Here is a 24,892-nt window from a genome sequence, read left to right as displayed (position 1 = left end):
GACCACGGTGCGGTCCAGGGTCTGGTCGTAGGCGGCATCGAGCACGTGGCCGACGGCCCCGGCCGGGACCTGGGGCCGGATGGCCCGCCCGGGGGCCGCCAGGACAAGGCAGTCACCGGGCAGGGCCGCAAGGGAGGCCGAGAGCACGGCCACGGGACCGGGAAGGGGCGTCCAGGCGTCCTCCACGCGGGAGAGGCCGAGGCTTGCCCTGTCCAGGGCGTGCCAGAGGCCGTCGCCGCCCAGGAAGCGGCCCTGGTCCCCGGCCTGGGGGGCGGGCACGGCCCCGGCGGTCCCGGCCTCCCCGGCCGTGGCCCCGGTCATGGCGGCCAGGGAGAGCTCCAGGCGCTCCGACCCGCCAGGGTCCATTACGGCGGCTGCCAGGGGGGCCTGCGCCGCCAGGGCCAGGGAGAGCACCTTGGGGGCCGCGTCCGCGGGGCTCACGCGAACCCCGCCCGCTACGGACAGGGACTGCTCCAGGAGCGCCTGGGCGTTCGCGGACGCCGCCTGGGCCTGAACCTGGGAGGACTGGGCCGCCTCGCGGGAGGCCTGGGCGTTGGCGGCGTGGGTCCGGCAGCGCTCCAGGGCGCTGAACTGCCCGTGCTGGCCAGGCCCTTCCGGGGTGGAGACGGCCACTCTGGCCACCGGGGTCGCGCCGCGCCGCAGCACCATGCGCCGCACCTGGGCGCTCATCGCGTCACCTGCGGAGAGACGCTCACCTTGCCCTCCACGAGGCGCTGCACGCTGCCGTCCGGGGCGGTGACCTCGCAGTCCCAGACTCCGTAGGATTTCGTGAGCCCTCCGCTCTGGTGGGCGTCCAGGATCAGGCCCACCACGCCATCGGCCGGATCGTCGAGAACGGCCGCGAACACGGCGGCGGGTTCGGGGTCGTCGTGGCGGTGACGGATCTGGGCCTGGACGGTGTAGCCCGTGAGGTCCATGGGCCGGCCGGCGTCGTCCTGGCATTCGATGTCCAGGGCCAGGGTCGCGCCCTGGTCGATCTTCAAGTCGTAACGGTAGGCCATGGTTCACTCCTGGGGGGGCTGGGGCCAGGGCTTGTCCGCGCTCCAGCCCTGGGGATGGTCGCGCAGGGCCTGGCGGTAGGCGGTCCAGGCGGCGCGTGTTTCGGGGCCAAGGGGCACGTCGGGCAGCTGTGTCCAGTCGCAGGCGGCGAGCATCTGGTCCCGCTCGCGGCGCACCCGGGCCAGGCGCAGAGCCAGGTCCATGGTCCAGGCCTGGCCGTCCCAGACGTGGCAGTCCGAGGGCGGGGCCTGGTCCGTGAGGCCTTCGGGGAGCGGTCCCAGACGGGTCCAGAGGCTCAGGGCGCGGGTGGTGGTGTCGTAGACCGGTAGGCCCCTGCGGTCCTCCACCAGGGACCAGGCCTGGCCGTCGAACACGGCGGCCTGTCCCGGAGAGGCCTCGGGGGGCGCGATCTCGGTGGCCCGCGCGGGGCGCAGATGGTTGGGGCGTCCGTTCACGAAGGGACGCGCCGGGGACAGGGCCGGGGACACGGGGCCGGTGTAGAGGCCCGTTTCGTCGTATCGGTAGAGGATCATGGTCATCTCCACTTGATGGCCCAGAGCACGGCCACGTTGAAAGGACGGGTCTCCCAGGGCGAGATCTGGTTCACGTGCCAGCCGGAGCCCAGGCCTGCAGGGTAGAACATGCCGCCCTCGGCGGCGCTGAGCAGGCCTGCGGTGTACTGGGTGTTTCCGGCGTAGACGTTGGTGAAGTTGATCTGATTGCCGCCCCCGCTGGCCCCCGTGGCCGTGGCGCCGTAGAGCGGATGGGCGTGGTCCAGGGTGGCGCTGTTCTGGGTGGAGCCCACGGCGTCGCCGCCCGAGCGCCGGGCCACGTCGGGGTCGTGCCCCGCTCCGTTGTCGAAGCCGCGCAGGAAGCGGCCGCGCAGGTCGGGCAGGCGGAAGAACCCGGGGTCCGCCAGGCCGAAGGCGTCGCCGATGGCGTCGTGGAGCGCGGCGTAGTCGGCCAGGGGCAGCTGCGCGCCGTCGCACTCGAGCCAGTTGGCGTCTTCGGGCAGGGACTCCATGCCGAAGGCGGCGATCATGCCCACGGGCAGGTCGGCCCCTGCGTCCGGGAGCTGGGCGGCCTTGATGCGCCCGGCGGCGTCCAGGCGCGGCACGCCGCTGGGCTGGTCGTATTCCGATTGGCTGATCTTGAGGGCCGTGGAGGCCTGGATCTGATTGAGGCCCGCGAAGGCCCCCGTGAGGTCGGCGTCCAGGTCCAGGACTGCCTGTTTGACGGAATCCCCCGAGGGGGACGCGTCGATGATGGTTGATCGCGTGAAGGCCATCGTCTCTCCTTGCCAGGGTCGATGGGATTATCCCCAGGCGCGGAGAAAAAAATACCCACATAGCGCTATGTGGGTAAAAAGCGGAAAAAAAGTGCGCGAAGACTCGATGACGGGCGGATCAGGCCTCGGGGTCCAGGGTGAGGCGGCGGTAGCAGGCGGCCTGGAGGCAGGCCACGAACACGGCCTGGGCGGGCAGGCCCACCAGGAGGGTCAGGAGTTCGAGCAGCCCCTGGGGGCCGTGCGGGAAGGCCAGGCCCACCAGCCAGCCCGCAAAGAGGCTCACGCCCACGGTGAAGCCCCCGGCGCAGAGGCCCAGGCGCGCCAGGGCCATGCCGTGACCCCGGCCCATGGCCGTGGCCAGGGACCACGGCGCGCGCCGACCCAGGGACACCCCGGGCAGATAGAGAAGCACGCGCCGGGCCATGAGCGCCTGCACGGCGAAGAACGGCAGCAACAGCGAAACGGCTGCCTCCAGGGAGGCCACTGGGCCGGACCGGGCCGGAGCCAGCCCCGGCGCCAGGTCCAGGGCCAGGTCCAGGGCCTGGCCCATGGCCCTGGCCAGCACCTGCCCGGCGACCCACGCCGGGACCGAGGCCAGGGCCAGAAGGACCATGGCCCACAGGCAGCTCCGCACGCGCCCGGCCGGGGCAGGAAGGCCCTCGCGGTCAGGCGGCAGGAGCATCAGGCGGTGCACCCGCACGCAGAACCCCGCCAGCAGCCCCCCCGTGACGGACCAGATGGAGAGCGTGAGGGCCACGGCCCAGGCCCCCGAGGCCCCGGCGAGCACCCCCAGCCCCATGAGCAGAAGCCCCACGGCGGGCAGGGGCGCGCTCCAGGCCAGCAGGGTCCAACTATGACCGGACGCCAGGGCCAGGGCCTCGCCCAGCACGCGGCCCGCTGGCAGCCCGCGCCCGGGCTCCAGGCCCTCGGGGAAGCGGGAGCCCACGGCGCGCTCAGTCCTCGTCGGGTTCTTGAGGTTCGGGCTCGGGCCTGGGGCCGCCGGGAACAAGCAGGCCGTACATCCTGGATCCGGCTACGCAGGAGACCACCAGCGTGGCCAGGCCCAGAAAAAAGCTGCCCGCCACATACCACACGCTGCCCGAGAAGGCCTGCCAGCTCTCGCCTCCCAGGCCCGCGTGGGTGAGCGCGTTCAGGCACAGCTCCGGGGTCCAGACCAGGGCGGCCACGGCCAGGATGCGCCAGCGAGCCCGCCGGGCAACCAGGGGGATGCCCTCCGCCGGAAAGAGCCTGCCCGGACCGCCCAGGGCAACGTCCGGGAAAAGCAGCAGCAGCCGGGGGGCCAGCCATGCGTAGACAAGCCCCATGGCCCCCAGCACGGCGGCCGCGAGGGCCAGGGGCATGGCCTGCCCGGGCTGGACGGCGTCCTTCTCCAGAAGGCCCATGCCCGTGCCCAGGATGGTGGTGACGGCCATCACGCAGCCCGCGAAGAGGAAGGTCATGCGCACGTAGGCCCAGAGATAGCGCAGGGAGCGCCCCGTGAGCAGCTCCTGGGCGTAGGGCGCGCCAGGGCGCTCGCCCAGGAGCCCCAGACGGTAGAGACGCGTTTCCAGGGGCACCCTGATCCACAGGAGCAGAAGCGCCAGGAGCATGAGCGGCCCGAAGGCCGGGGCGGAGGCTTCGCCGCCGGAGCGCACCTCGGCGTAGAGGTGGAAACCCAGGCCGAACACCAGGGGAGCCAGGGCCCACCCGGCGATCTCCCGGAGATGGACCGCCGTGAAGGCCAGGGACTCCCCCACCACGCGCAGGGGCGAAAACCGCCAGGGAGCCTCGTCGCTCTCCCGCATCATCGGCTACTCCTTGGAAAAACGTGCGCCCGGCCCCAGACGGGCGGACCGTCGGGCAGGGGCGCGGGGTGTTGTCCGGGGGCCGGGAACGCTGGGGGGCGTCCCCGGGCGTCAGGGCCGGTCCTGTTCATGGCCTGGGGCGGCGGGGCTCTCCGGACCGGGGCCGGGTTCGGGGCCGGGTTCGGGGCCGGAAGAGACCGCGCCGCGCGGGTCCGGCAGGCCCGAAAGCATGCGCCAGGCCACGCCCGGCGCGGCCGTGGACGTGACCGAACTGAAGAACGTGAGCAGCACCTGGGCGGGCATGAACACCACGAAGCCCAGCACGGTCTTGTCGGCCCCGAAGGCGTTGGAGATCTGGGTGAGCGTCTCCCCCAGCACCGCGAAGAGGGCCGCCGGAAGGAACATGAGCCAGAAGATCCTCCACCGTGCGCCCGAGGCCAGGTGGAAGACCTGGCCCAGCGACGGCCTCGCCGTCACCGAGGCCGCCGTGCAGACCAGGTTGAGCGGCGATGTGAGCACCAGAAACGACAGGGCCAGGAGCGCGCTCACGGCCCCTCCCGCCAGGGCCGCCCCGTCGCCCCGGGACATGGCCACCAGAAAGGGCGCGGCCGACAGGCCCAGGCCCGCCACCTGGATGAACGCCACCAGAACCATGTAGCCCAGGAAGGACTTGACGCGCCCGGAGACCATCTGGGCCATGTAGCCCCCCGGCTCCACGCTGCCCCACACGGCCAGCTGGTTCACGCGCACGCCGTAAGGGGCCCAGGCCCAGCCCACGAAGAGCGCTGCGGGCACGACGCCCAGCCACCACGCCCGTGAGCCCTCCGCCACGAGCTGCTTGCCCAGCACCGCCGCCCCCACCGCCAGGGCGGCCGCCGCCGCCGTGAGCGCCAGGGGGACCATGGCCCATTTCACGAGCTTGCCGAGATGCAGGCCGAACACGGCCATGGCCTGGAATACCGCGGAAAAGACGGGGAAGGTGGACATGGGGGAGCCTGCGCGCTGAGGGTTTCGTTGGCAGGCATGGTGAACAAATTCGCGCCCCGCGTCAAACCGAATCGCCCGTCCTGCCTGGGGCGGGACGGGCGATGCGAGGCCGGGCGGCCCGGGGGGTCAACCTTTGGGGGGCGGTCCTCCGGGAGGTCCGGGCGGGGGCGGATCGCCCGGGAAGCCGGGGGGCGGAGGCGGAGGCCCGAACTCCGGACCGGGGCCGGGGCCGAAGACGCGCTTGCGGAACTTGCGGGCCTTTTCCAGGAAGCCGGTGAAGCGCTCGTTCTGCTCCTGGTCAAGGTGGGCGCGGATGCGGGTCGCGCCATCCTCGAAGATTTCCTCCTCGGCGCGCAGGCAGGGTTCGCGCACCTGGCGGGCCTTGGCAAGCACGTCCTCCACCACGGGGGCGATGGCCTCGCGCTGGACGGGGGAAAGCTTGAGGGCGCTGTCCAGGCGTTCCATGAAGAAGCCGCCCGGCCCCATCTTCTCCATGCGCAGCGACGGGGAGAAGCGGTACTTGATCACGAAGCCCGCGCCCACGCCCCCGGCCAGGGCTCCGGCCAGGAAGATGCCCGCGCCCGCCAGAATGAGCGTTTTCTTGTTGAGGACCGCCATCGCTAGAAGCCCGCCCAGGTTGCGCCCGAGATGAGCAGCGTCAGCTCCCCGGCGTATCCGGCCTGCCACAGCCACAGCCAGGCCAGGCCCAGCCCCGCCGAGGCCGCGCCGCCGCCCGCCATGAAGGGCAGGGCCACGCGGCGCACGAACCAGCCGTCCAGGGCCGCCTCGGCGCGCTCGCGCACGTGGGCCATCACGCGTCCGGCGAATCCCGGCGGCACGTCAACGGCCTGCCTGGATCGCACCACATGTCCGACCACGCGTTCCATCCGTTCGTTCATGGCCTCACTCCCCGTCCCAGCAGCGTCTCGCACTGCCGGGCCATCTTCTTTCTGGCGCGGTGCAGCCGCACCTTCACTTTCGATTCGCCCCAGCCCAGCATCTCGGCGATCTCGCCCACGCCGTATTCCTCGGCGTAGAAGAGCTCCACCGCGATGCGGTCCTCGGGGCCGAGCCCGTCCAGAAGGGTCTCCACAAGCTTCACGGCCTCGCGGCGTCCGGCCAGTTCCTCGAAGCGCTGGGCCGAGTCCTCGGCCATGAGCTCCTCGATCCAGGTCGACTGCTCCGGATCGGAGAAGTCCACGCCCTTTTCCGAGCGCCTGGCGTGCTCACGCCAGAAGTCGGCGGCGCGCCGCATGGCGATGGCCGAGAGCCAGGAACGGAAGCGGTCCGGCTCGCGCAGCTTGGCCAGGTTCTGGTAGGCGTCCAGGAGGGCCTCCTGGGCCGCCTCGGCCACCTCGGAGCGGGGCAGATGGCGCGACAACAGGCGGAACAGATGCTCCTGATGCGCGCGCACCAGCACCTCGAACGCCTCCGTGTCGCCGTCAAGGACGCGCCGCACGGCCTGCGCATCCCCCATGTGGACTTTCCCCACTTGAGCCTCCGCAGGGGTAGTCGCGGGCTGGGGCGGGTCGGTTACACGCCCCTCAGGATTCCTCGCCCCCCTGACGGGAGGGGGCGCTCACGCCCCAGCGCGCGCGCATGTGCACGCGTCGCAGGGGGCGCACCAGGGCGAACACCTTGCGGCGCTTCTCGCGCAGGGCCTCGCGGGCGGCCTCCTGCTGGGCCTCCTCGCTGCCCCGGGGCTTGTACTTCACCTTGATGCCCTGGAAGGCCACGGTGATCTTGTTCTCCTGGAGGGCGCGGTCGATGGCCGTGGCCAGGTCGGATTCCACGCGGAACTTGTCGCGGAAGTCCTCGATCCAGACGTAGAGCTCGAAATCCAGGCCGTAGCGCCCGAACTGGCGCAGGAACACCGAGGGCGCGGGCTCCTTGAGGGCCTTCTCGTGCTGGGCCGCCTCGGACACGAGGATCTTGCGCACCTTCTTGATCTTGGTGCCCGGGGCCACGCTCACGGGGATGGTCAGGCGGATGCGCTTGTCCTGGTAGCTCCAGTTGATGATCTCGCCTTTGAGGAAGCTGGAGTTGGGGATGATCACCATGGAGTTGTCCATGGTGCGCACGGTGGTGTTGCGCACGCTCACGGCCGTGACCTCGCCCAGTAGCTTGCCGGTCTGCACGATGTCGCCCTTCTTGATGGACCCGCCGAAGAGGATGATCAGCCCCGAGACGAAGTTGTTGATGATGTCCTTGAGCCCGAAGCCCACGCCCACCGACAGGCCCGAGGCGATCCACGTGAGCCCCGAGAGCGGTAGGCCCAGCACGTGGAGGCAGGCCAGCAGGTAGGCGGTCCAGCAGACGTAGGAGGCCAGGATGCCCAGGGTGTGGGACAGGGCCTGGTCCATGGGCTTGCCCGCGAAGGAGGCGCGCTCCAGGAAGGTCGCGAGCCAGGCCAGGGCCAGGCGAACCCCGAAAAACAGGAGCACCATGGACGCCGCCGCGTCCAGGCTGAGCCGGGCCTTGCCCAGCTCCACCTCCATGGCGAACACATGGTCCACGAACCCCGGGCCGCCCATGAACAGGAGGATCCAGGCCAGGCAGGCCAGGACCGTGAGGGTCATGGCCAGGGGGGTGACGAAATGCACCCAGCTCCCGGGCTGTTCGTCCAGCAGGGCCTTCACCGAGAGGGCGCTGGCCTGGGCCAGGCGCGCCATGAACCACGCCTGGGCCGCCACCACCGCCAGGGGCCCCATGCCGCCCAGGGCGACGAGCGCGAGCGCCCCCAGGCACCACGCCGCACAATGCGCGCCCCGCCGCCAGCGCGCCCACGCCCCGAGACCGGCCAGCACGAACCACGCAGGCCCCACCACCTCGCCCGGCAGGGCCAGAGCCTGGAGCGTCGCCCCGGCGCAGAAAACCGCCAGCCAGAAGGCCAGAACGCCCCGCTCCAGCCGGTGGCGCGTGAGCGCCGCCGCGCCGCAGGCCACCAGGGTGGTCACGCCCAGGTAGACCCCGTGGTTGGCCGTGAAAGGCACGATCCTGGTGGTCACGGCCAGGGCCAGCCCCAGGGCCATGAGCGGCCAGCCCAGGCGCACGCGGGCCTCCTCCGCCACGCGCGCCCAGCGGGCCACGAGCCATCCCGCGCCCAGAAAGAGCGCCCACAGGGGCAGCGTGGCCCAGACAAGGGCGTCCCAGCGCCCGCCCGCGCGCACGGGGCGCACGAAGCGGGGATAGTCGTCCCGCCACTCCTCGGCCGCGTTGGCCAGCAGGATCAGGCCGTAGGCGTCCAGGGGAGGACGCACGGACTCGAAGAAGTGTTCCTTGAAAACGCGGATGTAGTCCTCGCGCAGGGCGGCGCGCGCGGTCTCGGCGCGCTCCCGCACGGACTCGAAGCGTTCCAGGGCGCGGTCCACCTGCTCCTTCAGGGCGTCGGCGTCGGACTTGATGGACTCCATGCGCCTGCCGGGCTCCTCCAGGGCGGACAGGGCGGCGTCGCTGTCGCCGCCTTTGTGGCCCTTGCGCCTGGCCTCGCGCAGGGTGGCGTTCTCGTCCTTGATCTTGTTCAGGTGTTCCTTGGCCAGGCGCAGGCCGCGCGAATCCTCCTCCACGGCCATGAGCACGCTCTTGAACTGGGACAGCAGCGCGCGGTAGGTCCAGGGGGTGTCGCCCACCACGCCTTCGAGGATCACGGTCTGGGTGAGGCGGTTGTCCAGGGCGGCCAGGTCCTGTCCGGCCTGGGAGAGCAGGGAGGGCAGCTCCAGGCGCACGGCGTCTATCTCCCCGGCGCGGCGGTCCAGGTCGCGGTCGATGCCTTCGAGCACCTCGACCCAGGCCCTGGTGCCGGGCTGGGCGACGGCCTGGGACGCCCCGAGGGCGAGAATGAGCGCGAGGGCGCACGGGAGAATGTGGCGCATGGCGTTGCTCCTGGGGCTTTCTCGGCCCCGTACGGGGCCTTGCGGAACCGTGAACCAGACCGGGGCGGATTGTCAAAGGCTCTTGCGCGCGGGGCCGGGGCGTCGTAACCAGACCGCCCGGAGCACCCCATGTCGCACATCGACAGCCTCGACCTCCTGGAAGCCATCGACGCGGGCATCCTGGTGGTGGACGCCGCAAACCACGTGATCATCCACGCCAACCCCAAGGCCCTGGAGCTTCTGGGACGCGCCGAGAGCGAGATCGTGGGCCGCCACTGCCTGGGCCTGGAATGCCTCTGCGAGCCCGCCCAGGACAGGCCCCTGGACCTGGACAAGCCCCTGCCCCCCCAGGAGCGCACCCTCCAGGGCGCGGGCGGCGCGCGCCTGCCGGTGCTCATCGCGGCCCAGCCCCTGGTGACGCCGGACACCCGGCTTTCCATCCTCACCTTCACGGACCTGACGCCCCTCAAGCTCCTGGAGCGCAAGTACCAGTCGTTCTTCAAGAACGCCGTGGAGGGCGTCTTCCAGTCCACGCCCGACGGCCGTTTCATCGCCGTGAACCCGGCCCTCTGCGAGATCCTGGGCTACGACACCCCCGAGCAGGTGATCGCCCAGCTCACCGACCTGCGCGCCCAGCTCTACGTGGACCCCGCCGACCGCGACCACCTCATGGCCGAACTGGAGGCCCAGGGCCGCATCACCGGCTTCGAGACGCGCTTCAAGCGCCGCGACGGCGGCTTGCGCTGGATCAACACCAGCGCGCGCCAGGTGCGCGACGAGGCGGGCAACCTCCTCTACATCGAAGGCCTGAACATCGACATCACCCGGCGCAAGCTGGCCGAGGAGGCCGTGCGCTCCATGGGCCTGGAGCTGCGCGCCTCCGAGGAGAAGTTCCGCCGCACCTTCGACCAGTCGCCCCTCGGCGCGGCCATGCTCTCCCTGGACTGGGTGTTCCTGCGCGCCAACGAGGCCTTCTGCCGCATCACGGGCTATACCGAGGAGGAACTCCTGGGAAAGCCCATCATCATGTTCTCCCACCCCGACGATGTTGAGGCCGCCCAGCAGCGCTCGGCCAGGCTCAAAAGCGGCGAGATCGACTCCTACGAGCTGGACAAGCGCTACATCCACAAGTCCGGAAAGGTGGTCTGGGTGCACCTCTCGGCGGGCCTCGTGCGCGACGCCGGGGGCAGGCCCATCTACTACCTGCCCATGGTCCAGGACATCACCGAGCGCAAGCAGGCCGAGGAGACCCTGGCCCGCACCCAGGCCCGCCTGAAGGCCCTGCTCACCAGCGCCCCGGCCGTGATCTACTCGCGCAAGCCCGCCGGGGAGCTGGAGCTCACCTACATCTCCGACAACATCGAGGATCTCACCGGCTTCCCCCCCGGGCGCTTCCTGGAGGAGCACGGCTTCTGGCTCTCGCGTATCAACCCCCAGGACGCCCCCGCCACCGAGGCCGAACTGCGCCTCCAGCTGGCCCTGGGACAGGGCACGCGCGAATACCGCTTCACCAACGCCCAGGGCCTCACCCGCTGGATCCGCGACCAGTTCCGCCTCGTCCTGGACGACCTGGGACGCCCCGCCGAGATCGTGGGCTACCTCACCGACGTCACCGCCCGGCGGCTCATCAAGGAAGCCCTGGAATCCAGCGAGGCCCGCTACCGCGCCATCGTGGAGGACCAGACCGAACTCGTCTGCCGTTTCCGCCCCGACGGGGCCGTCACCTTCGCCAACGAGGCCATGGCCCGCTCCTTCGGCAAGTCCAAGGAGGAGCTTCTGGGCTCGCAGTTCATGGCCTTCTGGCCCCCCGAGGAGCGCGAGCGCCAGGAGCGCCACCTGCGCGCCCTCACCCAGGCCGCGCCGGTGGGCTCCATCCAGTGCCGCATGGCTCTGCCCGGCGCCGAGGAGCGCTGGCTGGCGCGAAACGACCACGCTCTCTTCGACCAGCAGGGCAGACTTCTGGAATACCAGTCCGTGGGCCGCGACATCACCGAGTCCATCCTCTCCGAGCGCGCCCTCAAGCGCGCCATGGACGAGAAGGAGCGCCTGCGCCTGAATCTGGAGGCCGTGTTCCGCTCCATTCCCGACGCCCTCATCGTGGTGGACACCGAGATGAACGTGCTCCAGACCAACCGCGCCCTCTCGGAGCTGTGCTGCATCGGCGGCGAGACCACCCACGGCAAACACCTCCACCTGGTGGGCGGCCACTGCCGCCGCGCCTGCTTCGAGGTGCTCTCCACCACCCTCAAGACCCGCGAGGCCGTCATCGAGTACCGCGTGGAGTGCAAGGGCCACCGCCCGGGCCAGACCGTGGTCATCAACTCCTCGCCGCTTCTGGACCCGGAGAACAACTTCGTGGGCGCGGTGCTCGTCATCCGCGACATCACCCGCCTGGCCGACCTGGAAAAGCGCCTCACCGACCTGCACGGACACCGGGGCCTCATCGGCAAGTCCAAGGTGATGCGCTCCATTTACGCCGTGCTGGACCAGCTCTCCGAGGTGGAGTCCACAGTGCTCGTCACCGGGGAGTCCGGCACGGGCAAGGAGCTGGTGGCCGAGGCCCTGCACTACGGAGGCCCCCGGGCCAAGGGGCCGCTCGTCAAGGTGAACTGCTCGGCGCTCTCGGAATCGCTCCTGGAGAGCGAGCTCTTCGGCCACGTGCGCGGGGCCTTCACCGGGGCCATCCGCGACAAGGTGGGCCGCTTCGAGGCCGCCGAGGACGGCACCATCTTCCTGGACGAGATCGGGGACATCTCCCCGCGCATCCAGCTGAACCTGCTGCGCGTGCTGGAACGCAAGGAGTACGAGCGCGTGGGCGACTCGCGCACCCGCAAGGCCAACGTGCGCGTTCTGGCCGCCACCAACGTGGACCTCCAGGAGAAGATCCGCCTGGGCCTCTTCCGGGAAGACCTCTTCTACCGCCTCAAGGTGATGGTGATCCACCTGCCCCCCCTGCGCGAGCGCACCGAGGACATCCCCCTGCTCTGCGAACACTTCCTGGGCCTGTTCCGGGCCAGCTTCGGCAAGCACATCGCCCGGGTGGGGGACGAGGTGATGCGCCTGTTCATGACCTACCACTGGCCCGGCAACGTGCGCGAGCTGCGCTACACCCTGGAGCACGCCTGCATCCTCAGCCCCGGCGGCGACATCCTGCCCGAGCACCTGCCCCAGGAGCTGGTGCGGGGCCAGCTGCCCCCCGCGCCTGGCAACGGGACGCGCCCCGGGGCCGAAGGCTACCACGCAGCGCGCTACCGCGCCGACGCCCGCGCCCGGCCCGATCCCCACCGGGAAGGCCAGGACACCGCCACGCCCCCGGCCCACGCCCCGGCCCCGCACGGCAACGGACGCACGGTGTTCACCCGCCACGCCCTCGGCCGCGAGGACATCCTGGACGCCCTGGCCCGCACGGCGGGCAACCGCGCAAAGGCGGCGCGGCTTCTGGGCATCGACCGGCGCACCCTCTACCGCAACATGGAAAAGCACGGCATCGCCTGAGGCCAGGCCGACCCCGTCGCGACGCCCGGCGCTCTCCGCACGGCCCGGAGCGCCCCGGCAGGGCCGTCTCCTCTCTTTCCACGTCGGCCGGTCCTCCCGGCCCAGCTGTCCCTGTCCGGCCTGACCGGTCCCTTCCGGCCGCGCCCGGAAACGCCCGGAATGACGGGCTCCTTTTTTTCCTGTTGAGATTTTTGACGAGAACGTCTAACACTGACTGCAAGCAACGGGAAACCAGCCGTCCCCCGCATCCCTCCCCTGCGTCGCCGGAAGCCAGCCCCGGCCGCGACGGCTCCCGCTCGGACACTGGCCTGCGCGCCGCTTTTTACGCGAAGCGCGAGGCCACATGGGCGTCAACCACGGCGCGCGCCCCTGGGGCGCGTTCCGCAAGCGAGGAGGGATGTCTCGTCAAAGGCTTCAGGCGGCCCGCGCCGCAGCCCTCGAAGCCATCGATCCATGCGTCAACACCAGTGAGACACCGGAGAGCGGCCCTGCCATCCGCCTCCGGCCAAGGCTTCGGCCATGCCCGGCCGCCGGTCCCTCCCGGACCCGCCCGGAGCGCAGCGAAATCAGTCTGAAGAGTCGCGGCTTCCTCCCGGCCGCGCCCCTTCGCAAGGAGGCATCAAGGCGTAGCGTCGTAGCACCGGACACCAACCCCGCCCGACCAGGGCGTCGTGTCGGAAAAAGCTTTCAACGTGTTCAGCAAGCGATCCAGGAGAGGAGCAATGGCAGGCAAACCGATTTACAAGACGCTGTATTTCTGGGTTCTGTTCGGCATCGCCGTGGGCATCGTCATCGGCCTCATCCCCGAGACCAAGCCCTTCGCCGCCAAGATGGAGCCGTGGGGCAAGGCCTTCATCAAGATGGTCAAGATGATCATCGCCCCCATCATCTTCTGCACCGTGGTCACGGGCATCGCCAAGATCGGCGACATGGGCAAGGTGGGCCGCGTGGGCATCAAGGCCATGGCCTATTTCTGGCTCATGACCCTCTTCGCCCTCTCCATCGGCCTGGCCGTGGTGAACTACACCGAGCCCGGCATCGGCCTCGACGCCTACGCGCAACAGATGCAGAACAGCGCCAAAGACCTCAAGAAAGTCCAGGACTACGCCGGCCAGACCGCCAAGGTCACCAGCACGGTGGACTTCCTGCTGAACATCATCCCCAGCTCCGTGGTGGACGCCTTCGCCAAGGGCGAAATCCTCCAGGTGCTCTTCTTCTCCATCCTCTTCGGCATCGGCCTTTCGGCCCTGGGGGACAAGGCGAAGACCGTCGTGCAGTTCATCGACGAGTTCTCCAAGGGCATGTTCAAGGTGGTGCACTACATCATGTACTTCGCGCCCCTGGGCGCGTTCGGCGCCATCGCCACGGTGGTGGCCACCCAGGGGCACGACGCACTCGTCGCCCTGGGACGCCTGATGATCGACGTGTACGTCACCTGCATCCTCTTCATCTTCGTGGTGCTCTGGGCCGTCTGCAAGATGGCCGGCTTCTCCCTGTGGAAGTATCTCAAGTACATCTCCGAGGAGATCTTCCTGGTGCTGGGCACCTCCTCCTCCGAGGCCGCCCTGCCCCGCATGATGGCCAAGATGGAGAACGCCGGCGCGGACCAGTCCGTGGTGGGCCTCACCCTGCCCATGGGCTACTCCTTCAACCTGGACGGCACCTGCATCTACCTGACCATGGCCTCCATCTTCCTGGCCCAGGCCACGCAGACGCCCATGACCTTCAACGACCAGCTCTACATCCTCTTCGTGCTGCTGCTCACCTCCAAGGGCGCGGCCGCCGTCACCGGCGGCGGCTTCATCACCCTGGCGGCCACGCTGCAGTCCACGGGCACCATCCCCATCGCCTCGCTCACCCTGCTCCTGGGCGTTGACCGCTTCATGAGCGAAGCCCGCGCCATCACCAACCTGATCGGCAACGGCGTGGCCACCCTGGTGGTGGCCAAGTGGGAGGGCGCGCTGGACATGAACAAGCTCCACCGCGTGCTCGACGGACACGTCACCGACGATCTGGCGGACGACCCCGAGGACGCCCTCATCGCCGCCCACAACGCCGAAGCCGCCAAGAAGTAGCGGCCTCGCACGGCGCAACCGGCTGCCAGGCCCGCCCCGCAAGGGGCGGGCCTTTTGCCTGACGGCAGACACCGTCCCTGCGAGCGCGCCCGGAACATGGGGCGTTCGCCACACAAGTGTGGCGCACACCACGCCACACCGCCACACATCGCCACACCAGCACACCCTCCGCACACCCTGCCGACCTGCCGGAGGATATTGCTTAACAACCCGGAATCATGGTATCTCTTGCAATTGTCTGCGAAAACCAGCCCCCTGGCATGCAAATTGCCTGATTGCGGGCGTTCTCTTTCATGCTAGAAAACCTCGCCGCTCCCTCCAGGACGGCAGGAAGGACAACGGTAGACACACATGGCAGGATGGACCGGACACCCCCAGAAGCCCCGCTGCGCCGCACGGCGCGCGGCCCCTGGCGTGTCCGGCCCTGTCCGCCTCGCGGCCCAGGCCGCGGACGCACCCCGCTCCCCGGGGCTGCCGGAAGCAACGCCCGGCCAAGCCCGCGATGAGGAAGCGTCCGCCCGGGGTCCGGTTCCCATCCCCGCGCCAAGCGCGCGCCCCGGCCTGCACGGGGCGCGTGCGCCCCGCCAGGGAGGACGCCGCGCGCGTCCCGCCTCCGGGCAAGGCGCTCTCCATACCGCCCCGCTCCGGCGCGTTGGCGGACGCTCCCTCCGGGGCGCGTCCTCCCGGAACGGGGGTGTGCCGCACGCCGGGCGTCCCGGCGGCGAATGCCCCTTCGGTACGCACAACCAAGATTGGAGGATGTAAATGTCGATCCCGTCCATCGCCACCCACAAGCCCGTGGTCAGCTGCAAGTGCTCGGCCTATCTGGACTGGCTCCAGATGCTCTCCGGCGCGTGCCTGGTCCTGTTCATGTGGGCGCACCTGTTCCTGGTTTCCAGCGTGATCATCGGCCCCGGCGTCATGAACGCCATCGGCCATTTCTTCGAATCCACGGGCATGGCCCAGGTGGGCGGCCCCGTCATCTTCCTGGTGTTCCTGAGCCACTTTGTGCTGGCGGCCCGCAAGATCCCCTTCACCTCCAAGGAGCAGGGCGTCATGCTGGCCAACGCCAAGCGCATGCGCCACTCCGACACGTGGCTGTGGGTGGTGCAGGCCGTGACGGCCATGATCATCCTGATCATGGGCGCCATCCACATGTGGGTGGTCCTCACCGACCTGCCCATCACGGCGCAGAAGTCGGCGGCGCGCGTCCAGAACGGCTGGTGGATGCTCTTCTACCTGCTCCTGCTCCCCATGGTGGAGCTGCATGTGGGCATCGGCTTCTACCGCATCATGATGAAGTGGGGCATCATCGACTCCAAGGGCCGCTTCGGCTTCAAGAAGAAGGAGAACCTCCTCACGGCCGTCATGATCTCCATCGGCGTCATCACCCTGCTGCGTTTCTGGTTCCTCGCCATCAAATAAGGACTACGCCATGCAAATCTTCCAAACCGACCTGTTGTGCATCGGAGCCGGCCTCGCCGGCGAGCGCGTGGCCATCGAGGCCGCCGACAACGGCTTCTCCGTCATCTGCCTCTCCCTGGTGCCCGCCAGGCGCTCCCACTCCTCGGCCGCCCAGGGCGGCATGCAGGCGGCGCTGGGCAACTCCGCCATGGGCGAGGGCGACTCCCCCGACGTGCACTTCGCCGACACCGTGAAAGGCTCCGACTGGGGCGCCGACCAGGAATGCGCACGCATCTTCGCCGACACCGCCCCCATCGCCATGCGCCAGATGGCCTTCTGGGGCGTGCCCTGGAACCGCGTGGTCCCCGGCGAGCAGACCTACTACAAGGGCGGCAAGCCCTTCACCGCCTTCGAGAAGCCCGAGAACGAGGGCCTCATCCACTCGCGCAGCTTCGGCGGCACCGCCAAGTGGCGCACCTGCTACACCTCGGACGGCACCGGCCACGCCGTGCTCTACACCCTGGACAACCGCGCCGCCCAGATGGGCGTCGAAGTCCACGACAAGGCCGAGGCCATCGCCCTGATCCACGACGGCGACACCTGCATGGGCGCCATCGTCCGCTGCCTCAAGACCGGCGAGCTCTCCGCCTACCTGGCCCGCGCCACCCTGATCGCCACCGGCGGCTACGGACGCATCTACCGCGAGTCCACCAACGCCGTGATCTGCGACGGCGGCGGCCACATCATCGCCCTGGACACCGGCAAGGCCGTCATCGGCAACCCCGAGGCCGTGCAGTTCCACCCCACGGGCATCGTGCCCACGGACATCCTGGTCACCGAGGGCTGCCGCGGCGACGGCGGAACGCTCCTCGACGTGAACCAGTACCGCTTCATGCCCGACTACGAGCCCGAAAAGGCCGAACTGGCCTCCCGCGACGTGGTCAGCCGCCGCATGACCGAGCACATGCGCAAGGGCCTGGGCGTCAAGAGCCCCTACGGCGACCACCTCTGGCTGGACATCCGCCACCTGGGCGAGAAGCACATCTCCACCAAGCTGCGCGAAGTGCAGGAGATCTGCGAATCCTTCCTGGGCGTGGACCCCGTGCACCAGCTCATCCCCGTGCGCCCCACCCAGCACTACTCCATGGGCGGCGTGCGCACCAACTCCGACGGCGCGGCCTACGGCCTCAAGGGCCTCTTCTCCGCCGGCGAAGCCTGCTGCTGGGACATGCACGGCTTCAACCGCCTGGGCGGCAACTCCCTGGCCGAAACCATCGTGGCCGGCATGCACGTGGGCGGCAAGGTGGTGGAATTCCTCCAGGGCTCCGACACGGCCTTCAAGACCGACTGCATGCGCGAAGCCTTCTCCCGCCAGCAGGACCGCATCAAGGCCCTCATCCACGGAACCAACGGCCGCGAGAACGTCTACGCCGTGCGCAACGCCATGTTCGACGCCATCATGAAGGGCGCGGGCATCTTCCGCAACGGCAAGGACCTCCAGGAAAGCGTGGACAAGCTCACGGACATCCTCCAGCGCGCCCGCAAGGTGGGCCTGCGCTCGGGCGGCCTGGGCGCCAACCAGGAGCTCTCCGCCGCCCTGAAGATCGAAGGCCAGGTGAAGATGGCCCTGTGCGTGTGCTACGCCGCCCTCAAACGCACCGAATCGCGCGGCGCGCACACCCGCGAGGACTTCCCCGAGCGCAACGACCGCGACTGGCTCAACCGCACCCTGGCCACCTGGGCCAACCTCTCCGACGATCTGCCCACACTGGCCTACGAGCCCGCCACCGCGGTCTTCGAGATCCCGCCCGGCGAACGCGGCTACGGCGGCGGCAAGATCATTCCCATGGACACCCCCCCCGTCGCCACGCCCAAGGGCGCGAAGGCCTAAGGAAGCGAGGAGAACACAATGGCCAGAATGCTCAAGTTCAACATCTTCCGTTACAACCCGCAGGACCCCCAGTCGGTCCCGCACATGCAGAGCTTCACCATCGATGAAACGGAGTCCATGACCCTCTTCATCGTGCTCAACCGCCTGCGCGAAGAGCAGGACCCCTCGCTTCAGTTCGACTTCTGCTGCCGCGCGGGCATCTGCGGCGCGTGCGCCATGGTGGTCAACGGCCGCCCGGGCCTGGCCTGCCACACCAAGACCAAGGAGCTGCCCGAGGAGAACACCCTCATGCCCCTGCCGGTCTTCAAGCTGGTGGGCGACCTCTCCGTGGACACCGGCACCTGGTTCCGCGCCATGTACAAGAAGATCGAGTCCTGGTGCCACACCAAGAAGGTCTTCGACCCCTCGGCCCCCGAGGAGCGCATGGACAACGCCGTGGCCGAATCCATCTACGAACTCGACCGCTGCATCGAGTGCGGCTGCTGCGTGGCCGCCTGCGGCACGGCCCTCATGCGTGAGGACTTCCTGGGCGCCACGGCATTGAACCGCGTGGCCCGCTTCATCCTGGACCCCCGCGACGAGCGCACCGAGAAGGAATACTTCGACATCATCGGCACCGACGAAGGCATCTTCGGCTGCATGGGCCTGCTGGCCTGCCAGGACGTCTGCCCCAAGTACCTGCCCCTGCAGGACGTGCTGGGCAAGCTGCGTCAGAAGATGGCCTTCGCCGCCGTGAACAACCTGCTGCCCAGCTTCATGAAGCGGGAAGTAAAGCTCTAACCTTGGCGTCAATCGGCTTCTGCGGGTCTCACCACTGCCAACGGGAAACCCGCCCGTAAGCCATGAACCGAGGGGGACGCGGGGGAGAACACACCACCCCCGTTCCGGAAGGGGATTAAACCCCGGACGGGGAGGGAGGCCAAGAGCCCCCTCCCCGGCCCCCCGAAAAGGGAGATGCGATGCGAACGATTCCTGCACAGACCATCGTGGACAAGGTCGCCGAGATGTGCATCGCGGCCAACCGCGAGCTGCCAGCCGACGTGCTCCATGCCTTCAAGACCCAGCAGGCCGCCGAGGAGAACCCCGCGGCCAAGGAGATCTTCCGCCAGCTCATCGAGAACGCCGAGCTTTCCAAAGAAACCGGCCTCCCCCTCTGCCAGGACTGCGGCCTCGCCGTGTTCTTCGTGGAGATGGGCGAAGACGTGCGCGTCGAGGGCATGGGCCTGCGCGAGGCCGTCAACGCCGGCATGGTCAAGGGCTACAAGGAGGGCTACCTGCGCAAGTCCTCCTGCGACCCCTTCACCCGCAAAAACACCGGCGACAACGGCCCCGCCATCATCCACTTCGACATCGTCCCGGGCGACAAGCTCAAGATCTGGATGATGGCCAAGGGCGGCGGCTCCGAGAACATGAGCCGCGTGATGATGTTCCCCCCCGCAGCCGGATGGAAGGGCCTGCGCGAGTTCATCATCAAGCGCGTCGCCGAGGCCGGCCCCAACCCCTGCCCCCCCGTGCTGGTGGGCATCGGCATCGGCGGCAACTTCGAGCTGGCGGCCATCAACTCCAAGAAGGCCCTCCTGCGCGACATCGACGACACCCACCCCGATCCCGAAGTGGCCAAGCTGGAGGAAGAAGTCCTGGCGGCCATCAACAAGCTCAACATCGGCCCCATGGGCCTGGGCGGCAAGACCACCTGCCTGGCGGTGAAGATCGCCACGGCCCCCTGCCACCTGGCCAGCCTGCCCCTGGCCGTCAACGTCCAGTGCCACTCCGCGCGGCACAAGGAGGTGGTGCTCTAATGGCCGAATACACCCTGAACACCCCGCTCACCGACGCCGACATCGAGCAGCTCAGAAGCGGCGACGTGGTGTACATCACCGGCACCATCTACACCGGCCGCGACGCGGCCCACAAACGCCTGACGGACACCCTGGACAAGGGCGACCCCCTGCCCTTCGACCTCAAAGGCGCGCTCATCTACTACGTGGGCCCCAGCCCCGCGCCTCCGGGACGCCCCATCGGCTCGGCCGGGCCCACCACCTCCTACCGCATGGACACCTACGCCCCGCGCCTGCACGGCCTGGGCCTCAAGGGCACCATCGGCAAGGGCAGGCGCTCCCCCGAGGTGCGCGAGGCCATGAACGCCACCAAGTCGGCCTATTTCGGGGCCACCGGCGGCGCGGGCGCCCTGCTCTCGCAGGCCATCAAGGCCGCCAAGGTCATCGCCTACGAAGACCTCGGCCCCGAGGCCATCCGCGAACTCACCGTGGAAAAGTTCCCCCTGCTGGTCATCAACGACTGCCACGGCGGCGAACTCTACACCACCCCGGACCTGGAGAAGGCTCTGGCCGGGTAGGTTTTGATCCCTGGGGGCCGGTCCGCCGCGCGCGGACCGGTCTTCCCGCAACCGGGCGAGCGCTCGCCCCGTTCCGGGAAGGCTTGGGCCCATGGACTCCGAGGCCGGCTGGCAGGCAATAACGTCTTCGGAGAACGGCTGACCGGGTTTGAGCGTTCCGCGGCGCGCGCGGGGGAAGCGTTTGGGAGGACGCCCCCCCGCGCCGCCAACCACCCTGACGGCCGTCATGGCAGGCAGCCGGAGCGCGGGGCCGAAAGCCCCCGTACGGGATGAGCCGTCTGAAAGCGCGTGGAGAGAGCCGTTAATTCCGCCTAAAACAGGAGGAATTGACCGGCCAACCGACCCGGCGATCCGGAGACCCTGAGACCCCCCCCTCGGAGGGTGCAATGCCAAGCAGGATCCTCAAGAAACGCAGCCTCATCCCGGGGCAGACCAGCGAGCTGACGCTGGACGCCCCTCACATCGCGGCCAAGGCCAAGCCAGGAAACTTCGTGATCCTGCGCGTCTGCGAAAACGGCGAGCGCATCCCGCTCACCATCGCGGACACCGACAAGGACGCCGGCACCATCACCATCGTCTACCTCGTGCTGGGCAAGACCACCGCCCACCTGGAAACCCTCAAGGAAGGCGACGAAATCCTCGACCTGTGCGGCCCCCTGGGCAAGGACACCGACATCCACAAACACGCCGGACCGGTGATCTGCGTGGGCGGCGGCACGGGCATCGCGGCCATGCACCACATCGCCAAGGGGCATCACACGGTGGGCAACCACGTGATCGCCATCATCGGCGCGCGCAACAAGGACCTCCTGCTGTTCGAGGCCGAACTCAAGCGGTTCTGCCCCGAGGTGCTCGTGTCCACGGACGACGGTTCGTACGGGCACAAGGGCCTGGTGACGGAACTCCTGGAGGAGCGCCTCAAGGCCGACCCCAGCGTGGCCGAGGTGGTGGCCGTGGGCCCCGTGCCCATGATGGCCGCCGTGGCCCGCACCACCAAGCCCTTCGGCGTGAAGACCGTGGTGAGCCTCAACTCCATCATGGTGGACGGCATCGGCATGTGCGGCGCCTGCCGCGTGAGCGTGGGCGGCAAGACCCAGTTCGCCTGCGTGGACGGCCCCGAGTTCGACGGCCAACTGGTGGACTTCAAGGAGCTCTCCAGCCGCCTCTCGGCCTTCAAGACCATGGAACAGATTTCCTACGAGAAATTCAGGAGTGGCCATGTCTGCAACTGCTCCAAATAGCTCCAAGAAGGCCAAGACCCCCCGCACGCCCATGCCGGAGCAGCCCGCCTCCGACCGCGTGAAGAACTTCACCGAGGTGGCTCTGGGCTACACCGCCGAACTGGCCGCTAAGGAGGCCGCGCGCTGCATCCAGTGCAAGAAGCCCCTCTGCGTGAAGGGCTGCCCCGTGGAGATCAACATCCCGGGCTTCATCAAGAAGCTGGCCGAGGGCGACCTGGAGGGCTCCTACAAGGTCATCCGCGACACCAACTCCCTGCCCGCCGTGTGCGGCCGCGTCTGCCCCCAGGAGACCCAGTGCGAGGGCTCCTGCATCCTGGGCAAGAAGGGCGAGCCCGTGGCCATCGGCCGCCTGGAGCGCTACGTGGCCGACACCTTCATGGCCTCCGACGCCTGCGAGCAGCTCACCGGCGCGCACGCCTGCACCATGGAGCGCGAGGGCCTCAAGGTGGCCTGCATCGGGGCCGGCCCGGCCAGCCTCACGGTGGCGGGCTACCTCTCGGCCCTGGGCGTCAAGGTGCACGTGTTCGAGGCCCTGCACGAGGTGGGCGGCGTGCTCGTCTACGGCATCCCCGAGTTCCGCCTGCCCAAGGCCATCGTGCGCAAGGAGATCGACGCCATGCGCGCCCAGGGCGTGGAGTTCCACACCAACTGGGTGGGCGGCAAGACCGTCACCGTGCCCGACCTCTTCGAGCAGGGCTTCAACGCCGTGTTCATCGGCGTGGGCGCGGGCCTGCCCCGCTTCCTGCGCGTGCCGGGCGAGAACTTCATCGGCGTGTTCTCGGCCAACGAATACCTCACCCGCGTGAACCTGGGCCGCGCCTACGACTTCCCCACCCACGACACCCCCGCCTACACCGGCCGCAACGTGGCCGTGTTCGGCGCGGGCAACGTGGCCATGGACGCCGCGCGCACGGCCAAGCGCCTGGGCGCGGAACGCGTGATGATCGTCTACCGCCGCACCGAGAACGAAATGCCCGCCCGCCTGGAGGAACTCCACCACGCCAAGGAGGAGGGCATCGAACTCATGTGCCTCAACGCCCCTGTCACCTTCGAGGCCGACGAGAAGGGCTGGCTCAAGTCCATCACCGTGCAGAAGATGCGCCTGGGCGAGCCCGACGATTCGGGCCGCTGTTCCCCCATTGCCTGCGAGGGAGAATTCTGCGACATCCCCTGCGACATGGCGATCATCGCGGTGGGCACGGGCTCGAACCCCCTCATGGCCCAGACCACCCCGGGACTCGCCCTGAACAAGTGGGGATACATCACCGTCGACGAGGAGACGGGCGAGACCTCGATACCCAACGTCTTCGCGGGCGGCGACATCGTCACCGGCGCGGCCACGGTCATCTCGGCCATGGGCGCCGGGCGGCGCGCCGCCAAGGAAATCGCGAAGCGGCTGCTCGCGTAGCCTCAAGGGGATCGGGAACGTCCTCTCCGGACCGCCTGGCTCGGATTCCAATGCGAGCGGGCGAGTGCGACGGTGTTGGGCGCGGGTGGTCCGCAGCCCAGGACCTTCGGTCCGCGCCAGGCGCTTCCGAGGGGCCGTTCCCGATCCCGTAACGAGGCGGTGCGCTTCCAAGCCCCACCGGAGCCCCCGCGCCGCCCAGGCGGCCGGGAGCCGAGCGGGTCCCCCCGTCCCGGACCGGGCAGTGCGTCCATCCGCCAACCAAGGCTGGTCAATCCATGAACGTGATCCGTCTGAGCGAGTCCCAAGACGAGGGCTTCAAGGCCCACGTCCGCAAGGAATCCGGGCAGGACCTGGCGCGCTGCTACCAGTGCGGCAACTGCACGGCCGGATGCCCCTTCACCTTCGCCTACGACATCCCGGTGAGCCAGATCATGCGTCTGGTCCAGGCGGGGCAGAAGGAACAGGTGCTCACCTGCCGTTCCATCTGGCTGTGCGCGTCGTGCCAGTCGTGCACCACGCGCTGCCCCAACAAGATCGACGTGGCCCACGTCATGGACACCCTGCGCCACATGGCCAGGCGCGAGGGCCACGACACCGAGTTCGCCGTGAAGGCCTTCGTGGACAGCTTCCTCGAATCCGTCGAGAAGAACGGCCGCGCCTTCGAGATGGGCCTCATGGTGCGCTACGCCCTCAAGACCGGCCGCTTCTGGACCGGCGCGGACCTGGCCCCCAAGCTGGTCCCCAGGGGCAAGCTTTCCCCCGTCCCCCACAAGGTGAAGAACCCCGGAGCCATCGCGGCCATCTTCGAGCGCTACCGGCAGGAGTGCGGCAAATGACCGGAAAGATCCGCTACGCCTACTACCCCGGCTGCTCCGGCCAGGGCACGTCCGTGGAATACGACACCTCCACCCGCGCCGTGTGCGCCGCCCTGGACATCGAACTGGTGGACATCCCCGACTGGAACTGCTGCGGCTCCTCCCCGGCCCACACCGTGGACCACCACCTCTCCGCCGCCCTCTCCGGCCGCAACCTCGCCCAGGCCGCCCAGGTGGAGGGCGCGCAGGGGGTGATCACCCCCTGCCCCAGCTGCCTCTCCAACCTCAAGACCAGCGCCAGGCGCATGGCCGACAAGGACTTCGCCGCCCGCGTGAACAAGCTCCTGGACAAGCCCCTGCGCCACATCCCCCCCGTGAAGAGCGTCCTCCAGGTTCTCTTCGAGGACGTGGGGCCGGACGCCCTCTACCCCAGGGTGTTCAAGCGCCTGGAAGGGCTCAAGCTCGCGCCCTACTACGGCTGCATCATGAACCGCCCGCCCGAGGTGATGGCGTTCGACGACCACGAGCACCCCGTGGCCATGGACCGCCTCATGGAGGCCATCGGGGCCACCGCCGTGCCCTTCCCCCTCAAGGTGGAGTGCTGCGGGGCCTCCTACGGCGTGGCCCGCCAGGACATCGTAGAGCGCCTCTCGGGTAGGCTCCTGGACGCGGCCGCCGCCTGCGGGGCCGACGCCTTCGTCACCGCCTGCCCCCTGTGCCAGATGAACCTGGACCTCCGGCAGGACCAGATCAACGCCGCCAACAAGACCGGACACCGCATCCCGGTGTTCTACTACACCCAGCTCCTGGGCCTGGCCCTGGGGCTGGAGCCCAAGGCCCTGGGCCTGGACAAGCTGGCCGTGAGCCCGCGCGACGCGCTCGCTGCCGTGGGGGTGCGCGCATGAAAATCGGAGTCTTCGTCTGCCATTGCGGGTCCAACATCGCGGGCACCGTGGACGTGGCGAAAGTGGCCGAGGCCGCCAAGGCCATGCCCGACGTGGCCTTCGCTTCGGACACCATGTACGCCTGCTCGGAGCCGGGCCAGGAAGGCATCGTCAAGGCCATCCAGGAGAAGGGGCTCGACGGCGCGGTGGTGGCCTCCTGCACGCCGCGCATGCACGGCCCCACCTTCATGCGCACCGTGGCCCGCGCGGGCCTGAATCCCTACATGTTCGAGATGGCCAACATCCGCGAGCACGTCTCCTGGATCGGCAAGAACAAGGAAGCCAACACCC

22 protein-coding genes and 1 pseudogene are annotated in these 24,892 nt (G+C 69.3%); 12 read left to right on the top strand and 11 right to left on the bottom strand.

Going from position 1 to position 24,892, the window contains the following annotated elements:
- From ACV4UX_RS08425 to ACV4UX_RS08375, 11 genes are all read right to left on the bottom strand, one after another.
- Positions 1-690 (bottom strand): hypothetical protein (locus ACV4UX_RS08425; RefSeq protein ID WP_491592864.1); only part of this gene is annotated, 690 nt, incomplete at its 3' end.
- On the bottom strand, positions 687-1,022 hold the full coding sequence (locus tag ACV4UX_RS08420) for a hypothetical protein (protein ID WP_491592863.1): 336 nt from the start codon (positions 1,020-1,022) through the stop codon (positions 687-689). The genes ACV4UX_RS08425 and ACV4UX_RS08420, both read right to left, overlap by 4 nt.
- Positions 1,023-1,025: 3 nt before the next feature.
- Complete coding sequence (locus tag ACV4UX_RS08415) at positions 1,026-1,553, bottom strand: tail fiber assembly protein (RefSeq protein ID WP_491592862.1); 528 nt, start codon at positions 1,551-1,553, stop codon at positions 1,026-1,028.
- Positions 1,554-1,555: 2 nt separating this feature from the next.
- Positions 1,556-2,308, bottom strand: a complete 753-nt coding sequence (locus tag ACV4UX_RS08410; protein WP_491592861.1) for a tail fiber protein — start codon at positions 2,306-2,308, stop codon at positions 1,556-1,558.
- 118 nt (positions 2,309-2,426) lie between these two features.
- Entirely contained in the window at positions 2,427-3,254 is an 828-nt protein-coding gene (locus tag ACV4UX_RS08405) for a hypothetical protein (protein WP_491592860.1), read from the bottom strand.
- A gap of 7 nt (positions 3,255-3,261) precedes the next feature.
- Entirely contained in the window at positions 3,262-4,116 is an 855-nt protein-coding gene (locus ACV4UX_RS08400; RefSeq protein WP_491592859.1) for a hypothetical protein, read from the bottom strand.
- A 108-nt stretch (positions 4,117-4,224) separates the two neighbouring features.
- Entirely contained in the window at positions 4,225-5,100 is an 876-nt protein-coding gene (locus ACV4UX_RS08395) for a hypothetical protein (protein WP_491592858.1), read from the bottom strand.
- Positions 5,101-5,226: 126 nt separating this feature from the next.
- On the bottom strand, positions 5,227-5,718 hold the full coding sequence (locus ACV4UX_RS08390) for a hypothetical protein (RefSeq protein ID WP_491592857.1): 492 nt from the start codon (positions 5,716-5,718) through the stop codon (positions 5,227-5,229).
- 2 nt (positions 5,719-5,720) lie between these two features.
- Positions 5,721-5,999 carry a hypothetical protein gene (locus tag ACV4UX_RS08385; protein ID WP_491592856.1) on the bottom strand — a complete coding sequence of 93 codons (279 nt, stop codon included), beginning with the start codon at positions 5,997-5,999 and terminating at the stop codon, positions 5,721-5,723.
- On the bottom strand, positions 5,996-6,577 hold the full coding sequence (locus ACV4UX_RS08380; RefSeq protein WP_491592855.1) for an RNA polymerase sigma factor: 582 nt from the start codon (positions 6,575-6,577) through the stop codon (positions 5,996-5,998). Before ACV4UX_RS08380 ends, ACV4UX_RS08385 begins: the two co-directional genes overlap by 4 nt.
- A 67-nt stretch (positions 6,578-6,644) precedes the next feature.
- Positions 6,645-8,972: a mechanosensitive ion channel family protein gene (locus ACV4UX_RS08375; RefSeq protein WP_491592854.1), complete on the bottom strand. Its 2,328-nt coding sequence runs from the start codon at positions 8,970-8,972 to the stop codon at positions 6,645-6,647.
- A gap of 129 nt (positions 8,973-9,101) precedes the next feature.
- Between ACV4UX_RS08375 and ACV4UX_RS08370 the strand changes: the two genes are divergently transcribed.
- From ACV4UX_RS08370 to ACV4UX_RS08315, 12 genes and pseudogenes are all read left to right on the top strand, one after another.
- Positions 9,102-12,467, top strand: coding sequence for a PAS domain S-box protein (locus ACV4UX_RS08370; RefSeq protein WP_491592853.1), 3,366 nt, complete (start codon positions 9,102-9,104; stop codon positions 12,465-12,467).
- 722 nt (positions 12,468-13,189) lie between these two features.
- Positions 13,190-14,542: a C4-dicarboxylate transporter DctA gene (dctA, locus tag ACV4UX_RS08365; RefSeq protein ID WP_491592852.1), complete on the top strand. Its 1,353-nt coding sequence runs from the start codon at positions 13,190-13,192 to the stop codon at positions 14,540-14,542.
- Between the two features lie 765 nt (positions 14,543-15,307).
- Positions 15,308-15,967 (top strand): succinate dehydrogenase/fumarate reductase transmembrane subunit, encoded by a 660-nt coding sequence (locus ACV4UX_RS08360; RefSeq protein WP_491592851.1) that lies wholly within the window; start codon positions 15,308-15,310, stop codon positions 15,965-15,967.
- Positions 15,968-15,977: 10 nt separating this feature from the next.
- Positions 15,978-17,837 (top strand): fumarate reductase flavoprotein subunit, encoded by a 1,860-nt coding sequence (locus ACV4UX_RS08355; protein WP_491592850.1) that lies wholly within the window; start codon positions 15,978-15,980, stop codon positions 17,835-17,837.
- Between the two features lie 18 nt (positions 17,838-17,855).
- Complete coding sequence (locus ACV4UX_RS08350; protein ID WP_173087158.1) at positions 17,856-18,617, top strand: fumarate reductase iron-sulfur subunit; 762 nt, start codon at positions 17,856-17,858, stop codon at positions 18,615-18,617.
- A 179-nt stretch (positions 18,618-18,796) separates the two neighbouring features.
- Complete coding sequence (locus ACV4UX_RS08345; RefSeq protein ID WP_491592849.1) at positions 18,797-19,636, top strand: fumarate hydratase; 840 nt, start codon at positions 18,797-18,799, stop codon at positions 19,634-19,636.
- Positions 19,636-20,193, top strand: coding sequence for a Fe-S-containing hydro-lyase (locus ACV4UX_RS08340; protein ID WP_173087160.1), 558 nt, complete (start codon positions 19,636-19,638; stop codon positions 20,191-20,193). Before ACV4UX_RS08345 ends, ACV4UX_RS08340 begins: the two co-directional genes overlap by 1 nt.
- Positions 20,194-20,579: 386 nt before the next feature.
- On the top strand, positions 20,580-21,434 hold the full coding sequence (locus tag ACV4UX_RS08335) for a sulfide/dihydroorotate dehydrogenase-like FAD/NAD-binding protein (protein WP_491592848.1): 855 nt from the start codon (positions 20,580-20,582) through the stop codon (positions 21,432-21,434).
- Complete coding sequence (gene gltA / locus ACV4UX_RS08330) at positions 21,412-22,842, top strand: NADPH-dependent glutamate synthase (RefSeq protein WP_491592847.1); 1,431 nt, start codon at positions 21,412-21,414, stop codon at positions 22,840-22,842. The genes ACV4UX_RS08335 and gltA overlap by 23 nt, the downstream gene beginning before the upstream one ends.
- Positions 22,843-23,117: 275 nt before the next feature.
- Positions 23,118-23,678 carry a 4Fe-4S dicluster domain-containing protein gene (locus ACV4UX_RS08325; protein WP_491592846.1) on the top strand — a complete coding sequence of 187 codons (561 nt, stop codon included), beginning with the start codon at positions 23,118-23,120 and terminating at the stop codon, positions 23,676-23,678.
- Positions 23,675-24,562: a CoB--CoM heterodisulfide reductase iron-sulfur subunit B family protein gene (locus tag ACV4UX_RS08320; protein ID WP_491592845.1), complete on the top strand. Its 888-nt coding sequence runs from the start codon at positions 23,675-23,677 to the stop codon at positions 24,560-24,562. The genes ACV4UX_RS08325 and ACV4UX_RS08320 overlap by 4 nt, the downstream gene beginning before the upstream one ends.
- A pseudogene (locus ACV4UX_RS08315) lies at positions 24,559-24,892 on the top strand (disulfide reductase); the annotation flags it as partial. The gene ACV4UX_RS08320 and the pseudogene ACV4UX_RS08315, both read left to right, overlap by 4 nt.

The organism is Fundidesulfovibrio sp., assembly GCF_058402725.1.
Note: the sequence above shows the minus strand (reverse complement) of the source record. Positions and strands in the feature narration are given on the sequence as shown.

Excerpts from the sequence above, each read along its gene's own strand:
- ACV4UX_RS08335 (WP_491592848.1), top strand. The coding sequence starts at position 20,580 with ATGCCAAGCAGGATCCTCAAGAAACGCAGCCTCATCCCGGGGCAGACC.
- ACV4UX_RS08395 (WP_491592858.1), bottom strand. The coding sequence starts at position 5,100 with ATGTCCACCTTCCCCGTCTTTTCCGCGGTATTCCAGGCCATGGCCGTG.
- ACV4UX_RS08410 (WP_491592861.1), bottom strand. The coding sequence starts at position 2,308 with ATGGCCTTCACGCGATCAACCATCATCGACGCGTCCCCCTCGGGGGAT.
- ACV4UX_RS08400 (WP_491592859.1), bottom strand. The coding sequence starts at position 4,116 with ATGATGCGGGAGAGCGACGAGGCTCCCTGGCGGTTTTCGCCCCTGCGC.
- ACV4UX_RS08385 (WP_491592856.1), bottom strand. The coding sequence starts at position 5,999 with ATGAACGAACGGATGGAACGCGTGGTCGGACATGTGGTGCGATCCAGG.
- ACV4UX_RS08360 (WP_491592851.1), top strand. The coding sequence starts at position 15,308 with ATGTCGATCCCGTCCATCGCCACCCACAAGCCCGTGGTCAGCTGCAAG.
- ACV4UX_RS08370 (WP_491592853.1), top strand. The coding sequence starts at position 9,102 with ATGTCGCACATCGACAGCCTCGACCTCCTGGAAGCCATCGACGCGGGC.
- ACV4UX_RS08390 (WP_491592857.1), bottom strand. The coding sequence starts at position 5,718 with ATGGCGGTCCTCAACAAGAAAACGCTCATTCTGGCGGGCGCGGGCATC.
- ACV4UX_RS08355 (WP_491592850.1), top strand. The coding sequence starts at position 15,978 with ATGCAAATCTTCCAAACCGACCTGTTGTGCATCGGAGCCGGCCTCGCC.
- ACV4UX_RS08320 (WP_491592845.1), top strand. The coding sequence starts at position 23,675 with ATGACCGGAAAGATCCGCTACGCCTACTACCCCGGCTGCTCCGGCCAG.
- ACV4UX_RS08415 (WP_491592862.1), bottom strand. The coding sequence starts at position 1,553 with ATGATCCTCTACCGATACGACGAAACGGGCCTCTACACCGGCCCCGTG.
- ACV4UX_RS08345 (WP_491592849.1), top strand. The coding sequence starts at position 18,797 with ATGCGAACGATTCCTGCACAGACCATCGTGGACAAGGTCGCCGAGATG.
- ACV4UX_RS08325 (WP_491592846.1), top strand. The coding sequence starts at position 23,118 with ATGAACGTGATCCGTCTGAGCGAGTCCCAAGACGAGGGCTTCAAGGCC.
- dctA (WP_491592852.1), top strand. The coding sequence starts at position 13,190 with ATGGCAGGCAAACCGATTTACAAGACGCTGTATTTCTGGGTTCTGTTC.
- ACV4UX_RS08420 (WP_491592863.1), bottom strand. The coding sequence starts at position 1,022 with ATGGCCTACCGTTACGACTTGAAGATCGACCAGGGCGCGACCCTGGCC.
- gltA (WP_491592847.1), top strand. The coding sequence starts at position 21,412 with ATGTCTGCAACTGCTCCAAATAGCTCCAAGAAGGCCAAGACCCCCCGC.
- ACV4UX_RS08350 (WP_173087158.1), top strand. The coding sequence starts at position 17,856 with ATGGCCAGAATGCTCAAGTTCAACATCTTCCGTTACAACCCGCAGGAC.
- ACV4UX_RS08375 (WP_491592854.1), bottom strand. The coding sequence starts at position 8,972 with ATGCGCCACATTCTCCCGTGCGCCCTCGCGCTCATTCTCGCCCTCGGG.
- ACV4UX_RS08340 (WP_173087160.1), top strand. The coding sequence starts at position 19,636 with ATGGCCGAATACACCCTGAACACCCCGCTCACCGACGCCGACATCGAG.
- ACV4UX_RS08380 (WP_491592855.1), bottom strand. The coding sequence starts at position 6,577 with ATGGGGGATGCGCAGGCCGTGCGGCGCGTCCTTGACGGCGACACGGAG.